Source organism: Streptomyces turgidiscabies Car8, from assembly GCF_000331005.1.
Classification (GTDB): Bacteria; Actinomycetota; Actinomycetes; order Streptomycetales; family Streptomycetaceae; genus Streptomyces; species Streptomyces turgidiscabies.
Genome location: NZ_AEJB01000571.1, coordinates 1 through 17,563, shown reverse-complemented (window position 1 = coordinate 17,563; position 17,563 = coordinate 1). Strand labels below are relative to the sequence as shown.

Here is a 17,563-nt window from a genome sequence, read left to right as displayed (position 1 = left end):
CCTCACCCGTGAATCCTTGAGTCGTCGAATCCTCGTCTTCCCGACGGGTCGCTCAGAGAACGCGCACCGCACCCGACGCCGGGTATCCCGACAGGTCCTGGACGACGACGCCCTTGGACGGGTTGGCCGCGTCCAGGTACTGGCCGTTCCCCACGTACACCGCCACGTGGTAGGCGGAACCCTTCGCACCCCAGTAGAGGATGTCCCCGACCTCCAGGTTGGAGAGCGACACCTCCGTGCCCTGCATCGACTGGTCCTGCGAGACCCGGGGGAGGTCCACGCCGACCTGCTTGAACGCGGCCTGGACCAGGGAGGAGCAGTCCCACGCGTTGGGTCCCGTGGCGCCCATGACGTAGGCGTCGCCCAGCTGCGCGTTGAGGAAGGCGATGACGGTCGCGACGCTGCCACTCGAGGGGGCGGCCACCTGCGACGTCTGAGAGCTGGACGAGGAGTCCGAGGCGGCCAGGGTGGCGCGCTCGGCGGAGCGGGAGACAGCGGCCTCCGCAGCGGCCTTGCGAGCGGCCTCCGCCTTCTCCTTGGCCTCCGCCTTCTGCTTCGCCTCCGCGAGGTCCTTACGGGCCTCCTGGGCGGCCTTGGAGGCCGCGGCGTCACGCTCGGCCTGGAGCTCGTAGTTCGCGGCGGCCTGCTGCGTGGCGTCCGCGGACTCGGCGATCTGAGTGGCCAGGTCGGCCGTGAGGGTGGGCAGTTCGAGTGTCTGCGTCACAGGTTCGGCGGCGTTCGCCGCACTGGACGCACCCGCCACTGCCAGGGTGCTGAGAACGCCACCGGCGACTCCGGCGCGCATCGCCAGCGACGAGTTGCCGGCACGCCGGGGCTTCCGGTGGCTTCGTATGTGAGCGGTAGCGGTGTGGGACATGGGTACTAGCGGTACCAGCGACTCCTCCATACCTTCAAGAAACGTGTGCTGCGCCACAGTTGTTCAATCGGGCCCCCAAATTCCCGGACTGTCACTCTTTATTGACGCCGTAACGGGCATTGCGGACACGGGCGATCATGCCTGTGATCATGCGCTTTCATCGGTACGCCCGAATTGCCCGCTGCTTACCATCGGTTGCGGTCCGTGGCCAACCCCCGATCTTCACAGGCCTTCACAGGTGTGGCGCAGGTCACGGAACGGTCACCGGCCGGGGTGCGTCTCGCGAAGGAATCGTCGATCGCGGCCGCTCGTGAACGCGTGCACGCACAGACGGGCGTCCACATTCACCACTCCTCCTTCTCGCGGGTGTGAACGCGCTCCACTATCAAGTGCTCCCGTCCACCACCAATTTGCATGCAGGAGAACTCTCTTGATATGGAGACGCCGCCTCTGACCAGCGGTAACCGGAGAAAATGTCACCTCTGGTGATCACGTGGACGCTTCGCGTGTGAAGATCACCGCTCATCCGACTTCATGATCCTTCGTCAGGTGGTGGAGATCACAAAGGTTCGGTAATACCCCGTGTCGCAGATCACAGACCGCCGGGCATAGGATGCGTGGCAGTTGGGCTTGTGACCTGCTTCACATGTTCTCGATCTTCGCCGGGACGGGCGGGGTTCGCGGGCGGACGGGGCGGCGCCGGCCCCAAGTAATCGCCAGCAGTCAGTGCCGACTGAGAGGAGCGAGGAGCGGTGAACGCGTATGCGCCCATCCTCGTACTGGGAGCCCTCGGGGCAGGCTTTGCGATCTTCTCCGTGATCATGGCTTCGCTCATCGGCCCGAAGCGGTACAACCGGGCCAAACTCGAAGCTTATGAATGCGGGATCGAGCCGACACCCACGCCGGCCGGCGGTGGGCGGTTCCCCATCAAGTACTACCTGACGGCGATGCTCTTCATCGTCTTCGACATCGAGATCGTCTTCCTCTACCCCTGGGCCGTCACCTTCGACGCCCTGGGTGTTTTCGGGCTCGTGGAGATGTTGCTCTTCGTGCTCACCGTCTTTGTCGCGTACGCGTACGTATGGCGGCGCGGCGGCCTGGAATGGGACTGAGGGGCCTCTAAGACATGGGACTCGAAGAAAAACTGCCGAGCGGATTCCTGCTGACCACCGTCGAGCAGGCCGCGGGCTGGGTGCGCAAGGCGTCCGTCTTCCCCGCCACGTTCGGACTCGCCTGCTGCGCCATCGAGATGATGACCACCGGCGCGGGCCGCTACGACCTGGCGCGCTTCGGCATGGAGGTCTTCCGCGGCTCGCCCCGCCAGGCGGACCTGATGATCGTGGCCGGCCGGGTCAGCCAGAAGATGGCGCCGGTGCTGCGGCAGGTCTACGACCAGATGCCCAACCCCAAGTGGGTGATCTCCATGGGGGTCTGCGCCTCCTCGGGCGGCATGTTCAACAACTACGCCATCGTGCAGGGCGTCGACCACATCGTGCCGGTCGACATCTATCTGCCCGGCTGCCCGCCGCGGCCCGAGATGCTGATCGACGCGATCCTCAAGCTCCACCAGAAGATCCAGAGCTCCAAGCTCGGTGTGAACGCGGAGGAAGCGGCCCGCGAGGCGGAGGAGGCCGCGCTCAAGGCACTGCCCACGATCGAGATGAAGGGGCTGCTGCGATGAGCGACGCGAACGGCACCGGAACGGACAGGCCGGGCGAGGGGGTCAACCCCGAGAAGGACCTCGCCGCGTCCAACCTCCCCGGCCAGCGCGGTGACGGCGGTGAGGAGATCCGCGTCCAGCGCGGCATGTTCGGCGCCAACAACGGGGGCGACACCTCCGGGTACGGCGGCCTGGTCCGCTCCGTCCGGCTCCCGGGCGACTCGGCGAGGCCGTACGGCGGCTGGTTCGACGAGGTCGCCGACGAGCTCGAAGGCGCCCTGGAGGAACAGGGGCTGGTCCCCGAGAACGTGATCGAGAAGACCGTCGTCGACCGTGACGAGCTGACGTTCCACGTCGAACGCGCGTACCTTCTCGGCGTCGCCCAGACCCTGCGCGACGACCCGGCTCTGCGCTTCGAGCTCTGCACGGGCGTGAGCGGGGTCCACTACCCGCACGACAAGGGCCGTGAGCTGCACGCCGTCTACCACCTGCGCTCGATCACCCACAACAGGCTGATCCGCCTCGAAGTCAGCGCCCCGGACAGTGACCCGCACGTCCCGTCCCTGGTCTCCGTCTATCCGACGAACGACTGGCACGAACGCGAGACGTACGACTTCTTCGGGATCGTCTTCGACGACCACCCGGCCCTCACGCGGATCATGATGCCGGACGACTGGCCGGGCCACCCGCAGCGCAAGGACTACCCCCTCGGCGGCATCCCCGTCGAGTACAAGGGCGCCCAGATCCCGGCTCCGGACCAGCGGAGGTCGTACTCATGAGCACGCAGCACGCAACTCCGCGCGACACCACCGAGGGCGCCGTGTACACGGTCACCGGTGGCGACTGGGACGAGGTCGTCCAGTCCGCGGCCCGTGCCGACGACGAGCGCATCGTCGTCAACATGGGCCCGCAGCACCCCTCCACCCACGGAGTGCTCCGCCTCATCCTGGAGATCGACGGAGAGACGGTCACCGAGGCCCGCTGCGGCATCGGCTATCTGCACACCGGCATCGAGAAGAACCTCGAGTTCCGCACGTGGACGCAGGGCACGACCTTCGTCACGCGCATGGACTACCTGACGTCCTTCTTCAACGAGACCGCCTACTGTCTCGCCGTCGAGAAGCTCCTCGGCATCGAGGACCAGATCCCCGACCGCGCCACCCTCATCCGCGTGCTCCTCATGGAGCTCAACCGGCTGTCCTCGCACCTTGTGTGCATCGCCACCGGCGGGATGGAACTCGGCGCCACCACGATCATGATCTACGGATTCCGTGATCGTGAAATGATTCTCGACATCTACGAGCTCATCACGGGCCTGCGGATGAACCACGCGTACATCCGCCCCGGCGGACTCGCCCAGGACCTGCCGCCCGGCGCGGTGGACCACATCCGCGAGTTCGTGAAGAAGATGAGGAAGAACCTCCCCGAGTACGACAAGCTCGCCACCGGGAACCCCATCTTCAAGGCCCGTATGCAGGACGTCGGTCACCTGGACCTGGCCGGCTGCATGGCCCTCGGCGCCACCGGCCCGATCCTGCGCTCCACCGGCCTCCCGCACGACCTGCGCAAGTCCCAGCCGTACTGCGGCTACGAGAATTTCGACTTCGACGTCCCCACCGCCGACTCCTGCGACTCCTACGGCCGTTTCCTGATCCGCCTGGAGGAGATGCGCCAGTCGCTCAGGATCGTCGAGCAGTGCCTGGACCGGCTGCAGCCCGGCCCGGTCATGGTCACCGACAAGAAGATCGCCTGGCCCGCCCAACTCGCCCTGGGACCGGACGGACTGGGCAACTCCCTGGACCACATCAAGAACATCATGGGCACCTCCATGGAGGCCCTCATCCACCATTTCAAGCTGGTGACCGAGGGTTTCCGCGTCCCGCCGGGACAGGCGTACGCGGCCGTCGAGTCGCCCAAGGGTGAACTCGGGGTGCACGCCGTCTCCGACGGAGGCACCCGCCCCTTCCGGGTCCACTTCCGGGACCCGTCCTTCACCAACCTGCAGGCCATGGCGGCGATGTGCGAGGGCGGCCAGGTCGCCGACGTCATCGTCGCCGTCGCGTCCATCGACCCCGTGATGGGAGGCGTCGACCGGTGACCACCACCCCCGAGGGCGTCAGCCTGGGCATGCCCCAACTGCCCGCGCCCGATTACCCGGACGACGTTCGAGCCCGGCTCGAAGCGGACTCCCGCGAGGTCATCGCCCGCTACCCAGACTCCCGGTCCGCCCTCCTGCCGTTGCTGCATCTCGTGCAGTCGGAGGAGGGCCATGTCACCCGCACCGGGATGCGGTTCTGCGCGGACATGCTGGGCCTGACCACGGCCGAGGTCACCGCGGTCGCCACCTTCTACTCCATGTACCGCCGGGGCCCCTCCGGCGACTACCAGGTGGGCGTCTGCACCAACACCCTCTGCGCTGTGCTGGGCGGCGACGCCATCTTCGAGACCCTCCAGGAACACCTCGGTGTCGCCAACGGCGGGACGACCGAGGACGGCAAGGTCACCCTGGAGCACATCGAGTGCAACGCGGCCTGCGACTTCGCACCCGTCGTGATGGTCAACTGGGAGTTCTTCGACAACCAGACGCCGGCCAGCGCCAAGCGCCTCGTCGACGACCTGCGTGCGGGCGCGGAGGTCGAACCCACGCGCGGTGCCCCCCTGTGCACGTTCAAGGACACCGCCCGCATCCTGGCGGGCTTCCCCGACACCCGGGACGGGGCCGTCGAGGCGAGCGGCAGCGCGGGTCCCGCCTCGCTGATCGGGCTCCGGCTGGCCAAGGGCGAGAGCCCCGCGCGCGTGGTGCACCCCCGGGGCGGCTCCTCCAAGAGCGCGCAGCCGCACGACCCGTCGCCCGCCGAGCACCTCAGTTCGCACGACGCGCCGCAGGACACGGCGGCTTCCGACCCCTCCCACCCGGCGGGGCCCGTCACCGAGGAGGGGGAGTGATGACATTGGCACCCGAAAATGGGGGCCCCGCCCGCGCGAGCGAATTCGAGCGCGGGGGAGAGACCAGCCCCGAGAAGCTGCTCACACCCGTGCTGTCGGCCTTCTGGGACGAGGACCGGTCCTGGAGCCTGGACGTCTACCGGCGGCACGAAGGGTACGAGGGGCTCCGCAAGGCCCTCGCGATGACCCCGGACGACCTCATCGCCTACGTCAAGGAGTCCGGTCTGCGTGGCCGGGGCGGTGCGGGATTCCCTACGGGAATGAAATGGCAGTTCATTCCTCAGGGTGATGGAAAGCCACACTATCTAGTTGTCAACGCCGACGAATCGGAGCCGGGAACCTGTAAGGACATCCCGCTCCTCTTCGCGAACCCGCATAGCCTCATCGAGGGCATTGTGATCGCGTGTTATGCCATCAGGTCTTCGCATGCCTTCATCTATCTGCGCGGTGAAGTCGTACCAGTGCTGCGGCGGTTGCACGAGGCCGTACGTGAGGCCTACGCGGCGGGCTACCTCGGCAAGGACGCACTCGGCAGCGGACTCGACCTCGAACTCACCGTGCACGCGGGCGCGGGCGCGTACATCTGTGGTGAAGAGACCGCACTGCTCGACTCGCTCGAAGGCCGCCGGGGTCAACCGCGGCTCCGTCCCCCCTTTCCTGCTGTCGCAGGGCTCTATGCGTGCCCAACTGTTGTAAATAACGTCGAGTCGATCGCGTCAGTTCCCGCGATTCTCCAAAAGGGCAAAGAATGGTTCCGCTCGATGGGAAGCGAGAAGTCCGCGGGCTTCACGCTCTACTCACTCAGCGGCCATGTCACCAGTCCGGGCCAGTACGAGGCCCCGCTCGGCATCACGCTCCGCCAGCTCCTCGACATGAGCGGCGGGATGCGCTCCGGCCACCGGCTGAAGTTCTGGACACCGGGCGGCTCCTCGACACCGATGTTCACCGACGAGCACCTCGACGTCCCTCTTGACTACGAAGGAGTGGGCGCCGCGGGTTCCATGCTCGGCACGAAAGCACTCCAGTGCTTCGACGAGACCACCTGTGTCGTCCGGGCGGTCACCCGCTGGACCGAGTTCTACGCCCACGAGTCCTGCGGCAAGTGCACGCCCTGCCGTGAAGGGACGTACTGGCTCGTGCAGTTGCTGCGCGACATCGAGGCCGGCAAGGGCGTCATGTCCGACCTCGACAAGCTGAACGACATCGCCGACAACATCAACGGCAAGTCCTTCTGCGCCCTCGGCGACGGCGCCGCCTCGCCGATCTTCTCCTCCCTCAAGTACTTCCGCGAGGAGTACGAGGACCACATCACGGGCCGGGGCTGCCCCTTCGACCCGGCCAAGTCCACGGCCTGGGCCGACCGCACGGAGGTGAACGCATGACGGTGACCACGAGCGCTCCCTCCGGAGGGGGCGACGCGGCGGTCCCGCCGGAAGATCTCGTCGCGCTGAAGATCGACGGCATCGACATCAGCGTGCCCAAGGGCACCCTGGTGATCCGCGCCGCCGAACAACTCGGCATCGAGATCCCGCGCTTCTGCGACCACCCCCTCCTCGACCCGGCCGGTGCCTGCCGCCAGTGCATCGTCGAGGTCGAGGGCCAGCGCAAGCCCATGGCGTCCTGCACGATCACCTGTACGGACGGGATGGTCGTCAAGACTCACCTCACCTCGCCCGTGGCCGAAAAGGCGCAGCACGGGGTGATGGAGCTGCTCCTCATCAACCACCCGCTCGACTGCCCGGTCTGCGACAAGGGCGGCGAGTGCCCCCTGCAGAACCAGGCCATGTCGCACGGCCAGGCGGAGTCCCGCTTCGAGGGCAAGAAGCGCACCTACGAGAAGCCGGTGCCGATCTCCACTCAGGTCCTGCTCGACCGCGAGCGGTGCGTACTGTGCGCCCGCTGCACCCGCTTCTCCAACCAGATCGCCGGCGACCCGATGATCGAGCTGATCGAGCGCGGCGCCCTCCAGCAGGTCGGCACCGGCGAGGGCGACCCCTTCGAGTCGTACTTCTCCGGAAACACGATCCAGATCTGCCCGGTCGGCGCGCTGACCTCGGCGGCGTATCGCTTCCGCTCCCGCCCCTTCGACCTCGTCTCCTCGCCCTCGGTGTGCGAGCACTGCTCCGGCGGCTGCGCCACCCGCACCGACCACCGGCGCGGCAAGGTCATGCGGCGCCTGGCCGCGCCCGACGCCGAGGTCAACGAGGAGTGGCTCTGCGACAAGGGCCGCTTCGGCTTCCGGTACGCGCAGAAGCCGGACCGGCTCCACACACCCCTGGTGCGCAACGCCGAAGGTGTCCTGGAGCCCGCGTCCTGGCCCGAGGCGCTGGAGGCGGCGGCACAGGGACTCCTCGCGGCCCGCAGCCGTACGGGCGTTCTCACCGGTGGCCGGCTCACCGTCGAGGACGCCTACGCGTACAGCAAGTTCGCGCGCGTGGCCCTCGACACCAACGACATCGACTTCCGCGCGCGCGTGCACAGCGCCGAGGAGGCCGACTTCCTGGCCGCCAGGGTCGGCGGACGCGGACGTGACCTCGACGGTACGGGTGTCACGTACACCTCCCTGGAGAAGGCGCCCGCGGTCCTGCTGGTCGGGTTCGAGTCCGAGGAGGAGGCGCCCGGCGTCTTCCTGCGACTGCGCAAGGCCTGGCGGGGACACGGACAGAAGGTCTTCTCCCTCGCCACGCACGCGACGCGCGGCCTGGAAAAGGCCGGCGGCACGCTGCTGCCCGCCGCCCCCGGCACCGAGACCGAGTGGCTGGACGCGCTCGGAAGCGGGTTCGGGCTGGAGGACAGCGGGACGAAGGCCGCTGAGGCCCTGCGCACCGAGGGCGCCGTGATCGTCGTCGGTGAACGGCTGGCCGCGGTGGCGGGCGGGCTCACCGCCGCCGTACGGGCGGCTTCCACGACCGGCGCCCAGCTGGTGTGGATCCCGCGCCGGGCCGGGGAGCGCGGTGCTGTCGAGGCCGGTGCGCTGCCGTCGCTGCTGCCTGGCGGACGTCCGGCGACCGACCCGCGCGCGCGGGACGAGGTCGCCGCCGCCTGGGGCGTCGGCGAACTTCCGCACCGCTTCGGCCGCGACACCGGTCAGATCGTCGAGGCCGCCGCCGGAGGCGAGTTGCAGGCCCTGGTGGTCGCCGGCGTAGAAGTCGCCGACCTGCCGGATCCGGCACGCGTGCGTGCGGCCCTCCGCGAAGTGGGCTTCCTGGTGTCGCTGGAACTGCGGCCCAGCGAGGTCACCGAGCACGCGGATGTCGTACTCCCGGTCGCCGCCGTCGCCGAGAAGGCGGGCACCTTCCTCAACTGGGAGGGCCGCGGCCGCCCCTTCGAGGCCGCGCTCAAGCCCGACCAGATGACGCGGCGCCTGGCGCCGTCCGACGCCCGCGTCCTCCAGATGCTGGCCGACGCCATGGACGTACACCTGGGCCTGCCGGATCTGCGCACCGCGCGCCTGGAACTGGACCGGCTCGGGGTCTGGGACGGGACGCGGGCCACCAACCCGCTGGAGATCGGCGCCCAGTTGCCGCGCCCGGCCGCAGGGGAAGCAGTGCTCGCCGGGCACCGCCTGCTGCTCGACCAGGGGCGTCTCCAGGAGGGTGACGACGCGCTCGCCGGGACGCGGCACGCCGCACACGCGCGCGTGTCGGCCGCCACGGCAGCCGAAGCGGGGGTCAAGGACGGGGATCTGCTCGCCGTGACCGGTACCGCCGGGACGGTCGAACTCCCCCTCATGGTCACCGAGATGCCCGACCGCGTGGTCTGGCTGCCGCTGAACTCCACCGGAGGCGGCGTTGCCTCCGACACGGGGGCGCTGCCCGGCGCACTCGTCCGCATCGGCCCGGCGACCCTCGCCTCCGACGCCCCCAAGGAGGTGGAGGCATGAGTCCGTACCTCGCCGCTGAAGACCTCTCCATGTTCGGCACCGACCCCTGGTGGCTGGTCGTCGTCAAGGCGGTCTTCTGCTTCGCCTTCCTGATGATCACCGTGCTGTTCTCCATCGTGTGGGAACGCAAGGTCGTCGCCTGGATGCAGCTGCGAGTCGGCCCCAACCGGCACGGCCCCTGGGGGATGCTCCAGTCGCTCGCCGACGGCGTCAAACTGATGCTCAAGGAAGACCTGATCGTCAAGCGCGCGGACAAGGTCGTCTACATCCTCGCGCCGGTCATCGCGGCCATCCCGGCCTTCATGGCGATCGCGGTCATCCCCTTCGGGCCGGCCGGCAACGAGGTCTCGATCTTCGGCACCCGTACGACGATGCAGCTCACCGACCTGCCGATCGCGATGCTCTACATCCTCGCGGTCGCGTCGGTCGGCATCTACGGCATCGTGCTCGCGGGCTGGAGCTCCGGATCCACCTACCCCCTGCTGGGCGGTCTGCGGTCCTGCGCCCAGATGATCTCGTACGAGATCGCGATGGGCGCCGCGTTCGCCTCGGTGTTCCTCTACTCCGGGTCGATGTCGACCTCGACCATCGTCGAACAGCAGCACGACCGCTGGTACGTCGTCCTGCTGCCGGTGTCCTTCCTCATCTACATCGTGACGATGATCGGCGAGACCAACCGCGCCCCCTTCGACATGCCGGAGTCCGAGGGCGACCTGGTCGGCGGCTTCAACACCGAGTACTCGTCGATCAAGTTCGCGCTGTTCATGCTCGCCGAGTACGTCAACATGGTGACCGTCTCGGCCGTGTCGGTGACGCTCTTCCTGGGCGGCTGGCGGGCTCCCTGGCCCGTCAGCACCTTCTGGGAGGGCGCCAACCACGGCTGGTGGCCGATGCTCTGGTTCGTCATCAAGGTGCAGCTGCTGCTGTTCTTCTTCATCTGGCTGCGCGGCACCCTCCCGCGTGTCCGCTACGACCAGCTGATGAAGCTCGGCTGGAAGGTCCTCATCCCGGTCTCGCTGGTCTGGCTGATGCTGGTCGCGACCGTACGGACCCTGCGCAACGAGAACTACGACTTCGCCGACATCGCCCTCTACGTGGGCGGCGGCGTCCTTGCCCTGCTCCTGCTCTCGTTCGTGGCCGACATCTTCCGCGACCGGGGCAAGGCGCAGCAGACGGCAGCCGCCGAACCCGTCGCCTTCGACCCGATGGCGGGCGGATTCCCCGTACCGCCACTGCCGGGACAGGAGGCGCCGCCGGTGCCGCGCAGGCGCCCGCGCCGAGAGCGCGAGTTGATTGTCAGTGGTGGACCGGATACTGGCAGTGACGGATCTCTGGATGGAAAGGAGGCGTCCGATGGCTGAGGAGCCAAAGGAGACCGGGCAGACGAAACCCGGCTTCCAGAACCCCGTGGCCGGCTTCGGCGTGACCTTCAAGGCCATGTTCAAGAAGCGGCTGACCGAGCAGTACCCCGAACAGGAGAAGACCACCGCTCCCCGGTTCCACGGACGGCACCAGCTCAACCGCCATCCGGACGGCCTGGAGAAGTGCGTCGGCTGCGAACTGTGCGCCTGGGCCTGCCCCGCGGACGCCATCTATGTGGAGGGCGCCGACAACACCGACGAGGAGCGCTACTCGCCGGGCGAGCGGTACGGCGCGGTCTACCAGATCAACTACGCCCGCTGCATCCTGTGCGGCCTGTGCATCGAGGCGTGCCCCACGCGCGCGTTGACGATGACGAACGAGTTCGAGCTGGCCGACAGCAGCCGCGCCAACCTCATCTACACCAAGGAACAGCTGCTCGCCGGACTCGAGGAGGGCATGGTCGAATCGCCCCACTCGATCTTCCCGGGCACCGACGAACAGGACTACTACCGGGGGTTGGTCACAGAGGCCGCGCCCGGCACCGTGCGCCAGGTCGCCGTCTCCAAGGGCGAGAAGGCGGAAGAAGAGGGGGTGGGCGCATGAGCGCGCTCGCCGCCTACTCCACCTCCACGGGTGAGGCGTTCCAGTTCTGGATCCTCGGCACCGTCGCCGTGGCCGGAGCCCTGTGCACCGTCTTCATGAAGAGGGCCGTGCACAGCGCGCTCTGTCTCGCCGGAACCATGATTATCCTGGCGGTGTTCTACCTGGCCAACGGCGCCTACTTCCTGGGCGTCGTCCAGATCGTCGTCTACACCGGCGCGATCATGATGCTGTTCCTCTTCGTGGTCATGCTCGTCGGTGTCACCGCCGCGGACTCCCTCAAGGAGACCATCAAGGGCCAGCGCTGGCTGGCCCTGGTGTGCGGGCTCGGCTTCGGCATCCTCCTGGTCGCGGGCGTCGGAAACGCCTCCCTGAAGGAGTTCACCGGTCTCGGTCAGGCCAACGCGAACGGCAACGTGGAGGGCCTGGCCGCCCTCATCTTCACGAAGTACGTGTTCGCCTTCGAGATCACCGGCGCCCTGCTGATCACGGCCGCCGTCGGCGCCATGGTGCTCACGCACCGCGAGCGCACCGAGCGCGCCAAGACCCAGCGCGAGATGGCCGAACAGCGGGTGCGGGACGGCAAGCACCTGCCGCCGCTGCCCGCCCCCGGTGTGTACGCCCGGCACAACGCGGTGGATGTCGCGGGCCTGCTGCCCGACGGCACCCCGGCCGAGCTGTCGGTCATGCAGACGCTCCGTCAGCGTGGCCAGATCCGCGATGTGTCCGCCGAGGCCATCAACGACCTCAAAGCCCTGGAACAGCGCGCCGAGGACCGTCTGGAGCGCACCAACATCGGCTCGAACGGTCGCTCGAACAGTGGGGAGGCGTCCAAGTGAACCCGGTCAACTACCTCTATCTCGCCGCCCTGTTGTTCACGATCGGCGCCACCGGCGTCCTGATCAGGCGCAACGCGATCGTCGTCTTCATGTGCGTCGAGCTGATGCTCAACGCCTGCAACCTCGCGTTCGTCACCTTCTCCCGGATGCACGGCAATCTCGACGGCCAGGTCATCGCCTTCTTCACGATGGTCGTCGCCGCCGCGGAGGTCGTCGTCGGGCTCGCGATCATCGTGTCGCTGTTCCGTTCCCGCCATTCGGCCTCGGTCGACGACGCCAGCCTGATGAAGCTGTAAGGGGTCGCTGAACCGTGAACGCTGAGAATCTGATTGCGCTGCTGGTGGCGGCGCCTCTGCTCGGAGCGGCCGTACTGCTGTGCGGTGGCCGGCGGCTGGACGCCGTCGGCCACTGGATCGGCACGGCCCTCGCCGCCTGCTCCTTCGTGATCGGCGTGATCCTCTTCGCCGACATGCTGGGCAAGGACGCCGAGCACCGCACCCTGATGCAGCACCTGTTCAGCTGGGTCCCCGTCGAGGGCTTCCAGGCCGACGTCGCCTTCCAGCTCGACCAGCTGTCGATGACGTTCGTCCTGTTGATCACCGGCGTCGGCTCGCTGATCCACGTGTACTCGATCGGGTACATGGAGCACGACGAGCGGCGCCGCCGCTTCTTCGGCTATCTGAACCTGTTCCTCGCGGCGATGCTGCTGCTCGTCCTCGCCGACAACTACCTCCTGCTGTACGTCGGCTGGGAGGGCGTCGGTCTCGCCTCGTACCTCCTGATCGGCTTCTGGCAGCACAAGCCAAGCGCCGCGACGGCCGCGAAGAAGGCCTTCCTGGTCAACCGCGTCGGCGACATGGGCCTGTCGATCGCCATCATGCTGATGTTCACCACCTTCGGGACCTTCGCCTTCGGGCCGGTCCTCGAAGCCACGGGTGAGACGGGCGAGGGCAAGCTCACCGCCATCGCCCTGATGCTGCTGCTCGCGGCCTGCGGCAAGTCCGCCCAGGTGCCGCTGCAGTCCTGGCTCGGGGACGCGATGGAGGGCCCGACCCCGGTTTCGGCCCTCATCCACGCGGCGACGATGGTGACCGCCGGCGTGTACCTGATCGTCCGCTCCGGGGAGATCTTCAACGCGGCGCCCGACGCCCAGTTGGTGGTCACCGTGGTCGGCGCCGTCACGCTCCTCTTCGGTGCGATCGTCGGTTGTGCGAAGGACGACATCAAGAAGGCGCTGGCCGGCTCGACGATGTCGCAGATCGGCTACATGATCCTCGCGTCCGGTCTCGGGCCCATCGGCTACGTCTTCGCGATCATGCACCTGGTGACCCACGGCTTCTTCAAGGCCGGCCTGTTCCTCGGCGCCGGCTCGGTCATGCACGGCATGAACGACGAGGTCGACATGCGCAAGTACGGCGGCCTCCGCAAGCACATGCCCGTCACCTTCGTGACCTTCGGTCTCGGTTACCTCGCCATCATCGGCTTCCCGGGCCTGTCCGGCTTCTTCTCCAAGGACAAGATCATCGAGGCGGCGTTCGCCAAGGGCGGTACCGAGGGCTGGATCCTCGGGGGAGTCGCTCTGCTCGGCGCGGCCATCACCGCGTACTACATGACGCGCGTGATGCTGATGACGTTCTTCGGCGAGAAGCGCTGGCAGCCCGACGAGAACGGCAACGAGCCGCACCCGCACGAGTCCCCGAAGTCCATGACGATCCCCATGATCGTGCTCGCCTTCGGGTCGGTCTTCGCGGGCGGGATCTTCGGCATCGGCGACCGCTTCCTGCACTGGCTGGAGCCCGTCACCGACCACGCGCACGGGAACCCGCCGGTCAGCGCCCTCACGGTCACGCTGTCCACCATGGTCGTGCTCGTCATCGGCGTCGGCGCCGCGTACGTCCAGTACGGACGCCGTCCGGTCCCGGTCGTCGCCCCGCGCGGGTCGCTGCTCACCCGGGCCGCCCGGCGCGACCTTCTCCAGGACGACTTCAACCACGTCGTCCTCGTGCGCGGCGGGGAGCACCTCACCCGCTCCCTGGTGTACGTCGACCACACCCTGGTCGACGGGGTCGTCAACGGGACGGCGGCCTCCATGGGCGGCCTCTCCGGACGGCTCCGCAAGCTGCAGAACGGCTACGCGCGCTCGTACGCGGTCTCGATGTTCGGCGGTGCGGCGATCCTCATCGCCGCGACCCTGCTGATGAGGGCGGTCTGATTCGATGTCCTTTCCCCTCCTGACAGCGACGGCGGCGCTCCCGGCCCTCGGAGCGATCGCCACGGCGGCTGTGCCGGCCGCGCGGCGCACCGCCGCCAAGTGGCTCGCGCTGCTCGTCTCGCTCGCCACGCTGGCGCTCGCCGCGATTGTCCTGGTGCGCTTCGACCCGGGTGGCGACCGTTACCAGCTCACCGAATCCCGCGCCTGGATCAAGGACTTCGGGGTGCAGTACGAGCTGGGTGTGGACGGCATCGCCGTGGCGCTCATCGCGCTCACCGCACTGCTGATCCCGTTCGTGATCCTGGCCGGCTGGCACGACGCCGACCCCCTGGAGACAGGAAACACTCGCTGGCGGCCCACCCAGGGCTTCTTCGCGCTGATCCTGGCCGTCGAGGCGATGGTGATCATCTCCTTCGAGGCCACCGACGTCTTCCTCTTCTACATCTTCTTCGAAGCCATGCTCATCCCGATGTACTTCCTCATCGGCGGCTTCGGCGACCGTGCCCACGAGCACGGCGAGGAAACGGCGTCCACGCAACGCTCGTACGCGGCGGTGAAGTTCCTCCTCTACAACCTCGTCGGCGGCCTGATCATGCTGGCGGCCGTGATCGGTCTCTACGTGGTGGCGGGGAACTTCTCGCTCACGGAGATCGCCGAGGCACGGGCGAACGGTTCGCTGCACATGGCGACGAACACCGAACGCTGGCTGTTCCTGGGCTTCTTCTTCGCCTTCGCGGTGAAGGCGCCCCTGTGGCCGCTGCACACCTGGCTGCCCAATGCCATGGGGGAGGCCACCACGCCGGTCGCCGTGCTGATCACGGCGGTCGTCGACAAGGTGGGCACCTTCGCGATGCTCCGCTTCTGCCTCCAGCTGTTCCCGGAGGCGTCGAAGTGGGCGACGCCCGTCATCCTCGTACTGGCGCTGATCAGCATCATCTACGGGGCGCTGCTCGCGGTCGGGCAGCGGGACATCAAGCGGCTGGTCGCGTACGCGTCGATCTCGCACTTCGGGTTCATCATCCTGGGCATCTTCGCGATGACCAGCCAGGGCCAGTCGGGCGCGACGCTGTACATGGTCAACCATGGGATCTCGACGGCCGCGCTGATGCTGGTGGCCGGCTTCCTGATCTCGCGGCGCGGCTCGCGGCTCATCGCCGACTACGGAGGCGTCCAGAAGGTCGCCCCGGTACTCGCCGGCACCTTCCTCATCGGCGGGCTCGCGACCCTGTCACTCCCGGGCCTCGCACCCTTCGTGAGCGAGTTCCTGGTCCTGGTGGGCACCTTCGCGCGCTACCCGGTGGTGGGCATCATCGCCACCTTCGGCATCGTCCTCGCCGCGCTCTACACCCTCGTCCTCTACCAGAGGACGATGACGGGCCCGGTGAAGGCAGAGGTCGCCGAGATGCCGGATCTCAGGGTGCGGGAGCTCGTCGTCGTGACGCCGCTGATCGTGCTGCTGATCTTCCTGGGCGTCTATCCGAAGCCCTTGACCGACATCGTCAACCCGGCGGTCAAGCAGACCATGTCCGACGTCCATAAGAAGGACCCCCAGCCCGAGGTGGAGGCGGCCAAGTGAGCGCATCAGCCGTCCACAGCCTGTGGACAACGGCGGCCGACCCGATCTCCAAGATCGACGCGCCGAAGATCGAATACGGGCAGTTGTCGCCCACCCTGATCGTCATCGGTGCGGCGATCGTCGGGATCCTGGTCGAGGCGTTCGTGCCCCGCAAATCCCGCTACTACGTACAGCTGTTCGTGTCCGTCGTCGCTCTCGTCGCCGCGTTCGCCGCGGTCGTGGGGCTCGCGACGAGCGGATACGGCACCACCAAGGCCGGCATCGCGGCCATGGGCGCGATCGCCGTCGACGGGCCCGCACTGTTCCTGCAGGGCACGATCCTGCTCGCGGGACTGGTCGGGCTGTTCACCTTCGCCGAACGGCGGCTCGACCCGGAGGCCCACGGCAACCGTGTCGACTCGTTCGCCGCGCAGGGCGCGTCCGTGCCGGGCAGCGACAGCGAGAAGGCCGCGGTGAAGGCGGGGTTCACCACCACCGAGGTGTTCCCGCTGCTGCTGTTCGCGATCGGCGGCATGCTGATCTTCCCGTCGGCCAACGACCTGCTGACCCTGTTCGTGGCCCTGGAAGTCTTCTCCCTGCCGCTGTACCTGCTGTGCGCCCTGGCCCGCCGCAAGCGGCTCATGTCGCAGGAGGCCGCGGTCAAGTACTTCCTGCTCGGCGCCTTCGCCTCCGCTTTCACCCTGTTCGGCATCGCACTGCTGTACGGCTACGCGGGCTCGGTGTCGTACGGGACGATCGCCCAGGTCGTCGACGGCACCATCAAGAACGTCGACCCGGCGCTCGCCGACACCATGGGCAACGACGTGCTGCTGCTCATCGGCGCCGCGATGATCGTCATGGGCCTGCTCTTCAAGGTCGGCGCCGTGCCGTTCCACATGTGGACCCCTGACGTCTACCAGGGCGCGCCCACGCCGGTGACGGGCTTCATGGCGGCGGCGACGAAGGTGGCGGCGTTCGGTGCGCTGCTGCGGCTGCTCTACGTCGTGCTGCCGGGCCTGCGCTGGGACTGGCGGCCGGTCATGATGGGCGTCGCGGTCGTCACCATGCTGGGCGGCGCGGTCGTCGCGATCACCCAGACCGACATCAAGCGGCTGCTCGCGTACTCGTCCATCGCGCACGCGGGGTTCATCCTCGCCGGTGTCATCGCCATGACACCGGACGGGGTGTCGTCCGTCCTGTTCTATCTGGGCGCGTACTCGTTCGTGACGATCGGGGCGTTCGCCGTGGTCACCCTGGTGCGGGACGCCGGGGGCGAGGCGACCCACCTGTCCAAGTGGGCGGGGCTCGGGCGCCGTTCGCCGCTGGTGGCCGCGGTGTTCGCGGTGTTCCTGCTGGCCTTCGCCGGCATTCCGCTGACCTCCGGGTTCGCCGGGAAGTTCGCCGTGTTCAAGGCGGCGGCCGAGGGCGGTGCGGGAGCGCTGGTCGTGGTCGGTGTGATCTCGTCGGCGATCGCCGCGTTCTTCTACATCCGGGTGATCGTGCTGATGTTCTTCAGTGAGCCGCAGCCCGACGGACCCACCGTCGCCGTGCCGTCGCCGTTGACCATGACGGCGATCGCGGTGGGGGTGGCGGTCACCGTGGTACTGGGTGTGGCGCCGCAGTACTTCC

The 17,563-nt window shown here is 68.0% G+C and carries 15 protein-coding genes; 14 read left to right on the top strand and 1 reads right to left on the bottom strand.

Translation table 11 applies throughout. From position 1 onward, the window contains the following. Positions 1 to 52 precede the first annotated feature (52 nt). Complete coding sequence (locus tag STRTUCAR8_RS40635) at positions 53 to 907, bottom strand: C40 family peptidase (RefSeq protein WP_044473741.1); 855 nt, start codon at positions 905 to 907, stop codon at positions 53 to 55. Positions 908 to 1,629: 722 nt separating this feature from the next. Between STRTUCAR8_RS40635 and STRTUCAR8_RS40630 the strand changes: the two genes are divergently transcribed. From STRTUCAR8_RS40630 to nuoN, 14 genes are all read left to right on the top strand, one after another. After that, the gene (locus STRTUCAR8_RS40630; protein ID WP_005476348.1) at positions 1,630 to 1,989 is read left to right on the top strand and encodes an NADH-quinone oxidoreductase subunit A; all 360 of its coding nucleotides are present in this window, start codon (positions 1,630 to 1,632) and stop codon (positions 1,987 to 1,989) included. Positions 1,990 to 2,003: 14 nt separating this feature from the next. After that, positions 2,004 to 2,558, top strand: a complete 555-nt coding sequence (locus STRTUCAR8_RS40625; RefSeq protein ID WP_006382209.1) for a NuoB/complex I 20 kDa subunit family protein — start codon at positions 2,004 to 2,006, stop codon at positions 2,556 to 2,558. Then, complete coding sequence (locus tag STRTUCAR8_RS40620; RefSeq protein WP_006382217.1) at positions 2,555 to 3,316, top strand: NADH-quinone oxidoreductase subunit C; 762 nt, start codon at positions 2,555 to 2,557, stop codon at positions 3,314 to 3,316. The genes STRTUCAR8_RS40625 and STRTUCAR8_RS40620 overlap by 4 nt, the downstream gene beginning before the upstream one ends. Next, positions 3,313 to 4,635, top strand: a complete 1,323-nt coding sequence (locus STRTUCAR8_RS40615) for an NADH-quinone oxidoreductase subunit D (RefSeq protein WP_006382218.1) — start codon at positions 3,313 to 3,315, stop codon at positions 4,633 to 4,635. Before STRTUCAR8_RS40620 ends, STRTUCAR8_RS40615 begins: the two co-directional genes overlap by 4 nt. A 29-nt stretch (positions 4,636 to 4,664) precedes the next feature. Continuing rightward, positions 4,665 to 5,483: an NADH-quinone oxidoreductase subunit NuoE gene (nuoE, locus tag STRTUCAR8_RS40610; protein ID WP_044473742.1), complete on the top strand. Its 819-nt coding sequence runs from the start codon at positions 4,665 to 4,667 to the stop codon at positions 5,481 to 5,483. Continuing rightward, complete coding sequence (gene nuoF / locus STRTUCAR8_RS40605) at positions 5,483 to 6,865, top strand: NADH-quinone oxidoreductase subunit NuoF (protein WP_044473740.1); 1,383 nt, start codon at positions 5,483 to 5,485, stop codon at positions 6,863 to 6,865. The genes nuoE and nuoF overlap by 1 nt, the downstream gene beginning before the upstream one ends. Then, positions 6,862 to 9,366: an NADH-quinone oxidoreductase subunit G gene (locus STRTUCAR8_RS40600; RefSeq protein WP_006382213.1), complete on the top strand. Its 2,505-nt coding sequence runs from the start codon at positions 6,862 to 6,864 to the stop codon at positions 9,364 to 9,366. The genes nuoF and STRTUCAR8_RS40600 overlap by 4 nt, the downstream gene beginning before the upstream one ends. Further along, entirely contained in the window at positions 9,363 to 10,727 is a 1,365-nt protein-coding gene (nuoH, locus tag STRTUCAR8_RS40595; RefSeq protein WP_006382219.1) for an NADH-quinone oxidoreductase subunit NuoH, read from the top strand. Before STRTUCAR8_RS40600 ends, nuoH begins: the two co-directional genes overlap by 4 nt. Next, entirely contained in the window at positions 10,720 to 11,331 is a 612-nt protein-coding gene (nuoI, locus tag STRTUCAR8_RS40590; protein WP_006382205.1) for an NADH-quinone oxidoreductase subunit NuoI, read from the top strand. Before nuoH ends, nuoI begins: the two co-directional genes overlap by 8 nt. Then, positions 11,328 to 12,167 (top strand): NADH-quinone oxidoreductase subunit J, encoded by an 840-nt coding sequence (locus tag STRTUCAR8_RS40585; protein WP_006382211.1) that lies wholly within the window; start codon positions 11,328 to 11,330, stop codon positions 12,165 to 12,167. The genes nuoI and STRTUCAR8_RS40585 overlap by 4 nt, the downstream gene beginning before the upstream one ends. Then, positions 12,164 to 12,463 carry an NADH-quinone oxidoreductase subunit NuoK gene (nuoK, locus tag STRTUCAR8_RS40580; protein WP_006382214.1) on the top strand — a complete coding sequence of 100 codons (300 nt, stop codon included), beginning with the start codon at positions 12,164 to 12,166 and terminating at the stop codon, positions 12,461 to 12,463. The genes STRTUCAR8_RS40585 and nuoK overlap by 4 nt, the downstream gene beginning before the upstream one ends. 14 nt (positions 12,464 to 12,477) lie before the next feature. Further along, on the top strand, positions 12,478 to 14,379 hold the full coding sequence (gene nuoL / locus STRTUCAR8_RS40575; protein WP_006382207.1) for an NADH-quinone oxidoreductase subunit L: 1,902 nt from the start codon (positions 12,478 to 12,480) through the stop codon (positions 14,377 to 14,379). A 4-nt stretch (positions 14,380 to 14,383) separates the two neighbouring features. After that, entirely contained in the window at positions 14,384 to 15,955 is a 1,572-nt protein-coding gene (locus STRTUCAR8_RS40570; RefSeq protein WP_006382215.1) for an NADH-quinone oxidoreductase subunit M, read from the top strand. Beyond that, positions 15,952 to 17,563: NADH-quinone oxidoreductase subunit NuoN (nuoN, locus tag STRTUCAR8_RS40565; RefSeq protein ID WP_006382216.1), on the top strand; the 1,612-nt coding region annotated here is incomplete at its 3' end. The genes STRTUCAR8_RS40570 and nuoN, both read left to right, overlap by 4 nt.

What these genes read in the sequence shown, in the direction of transcription:
- STRTUCAR8_RS40570 (WP_006382215.1), top strand. Translation starts at nt 14,384, where the DNA reads ATGTCCTTTCCCCTCCTGACAGCGACGGCGGCGCTCCCGGCCCTCGGA.
- STRTUCAR8_RS40615 (WP_006382218.1), top strand. Translation starts at nt 3,313, where the DNA reads ATGAGCACGCAGCACGCAACTCCGCGCGACACCACCGAGGGCGCCGTG.
- nuoE (WP_044473742.1), top strand. Translation starts at nt 4,665, where the DNA reads ATGCCCCAACTGCCCGCGCCCGATTACCCGGACGACGTTCGAGCCCGG.
- STRTUCAR8_RS40625 (WP_006382209.1), top strand. Translation starts at nt 2,004, where the DNA reads ATGGGACTCGAAGAAAAACTGCCGAGCGGATTCCTGCTGACCACCGTC.
- STRTUCAR8_RS40585 (WP_006382211.1), top strand. Translation starts at nt 11,328, where the DNA reads ATGAGCGCGCTCGCCGCCTACTCCACCTCCACGGGTGAGGCGTTCCAG.
- nuoI (WP_006382205.1), top strand. Translation starts at nt 10,720, where the DNA reads ATGGCTGAGGAGCCAAAGGAGACCGGGCAGACGAAACCCGGCTTCCAG.
- nuoH (WP_006382219.1), top strand. Translation starts at nt 9,363, where the DNA reads ATGAGTCCGTACCTCGCCGCTGAAGACCTCTCCATGTTCGGCACCGAC.
- STRTUCAR8_RS40600 (WP_006382213.1), top strand. Translation starts at nt 6,862, where the DNA reads ATGACGGTGACCACGAGCGCTCCCTCCGGAGGGGGCGACGCGGCGGTC.
- STRTUCAR8_RS40635 (WP_044473741.1), bottom strand. Translation starts at nt 907, where the DNA reads ATGGAGGAGTCGCTGGTACCGCTAGTACCCATGTCCCACACCGCTACC.
- nuoF (WP_044473740.1), top strand. Translation starts at nt 5,483, where the DNA reads ATGACATTGGCACCCGAAAATGGGGGCCCCGCCCGCGCGAGCGAATTC.
- STRTUCAR8_RS40620 (WP_006382217.1), top strand. Translation starts at nt 2,555, where the DNA reads ATGAGCGACGCGAACGGCACCGGAACGGACAGGCCGGGCGAGGGGGTC.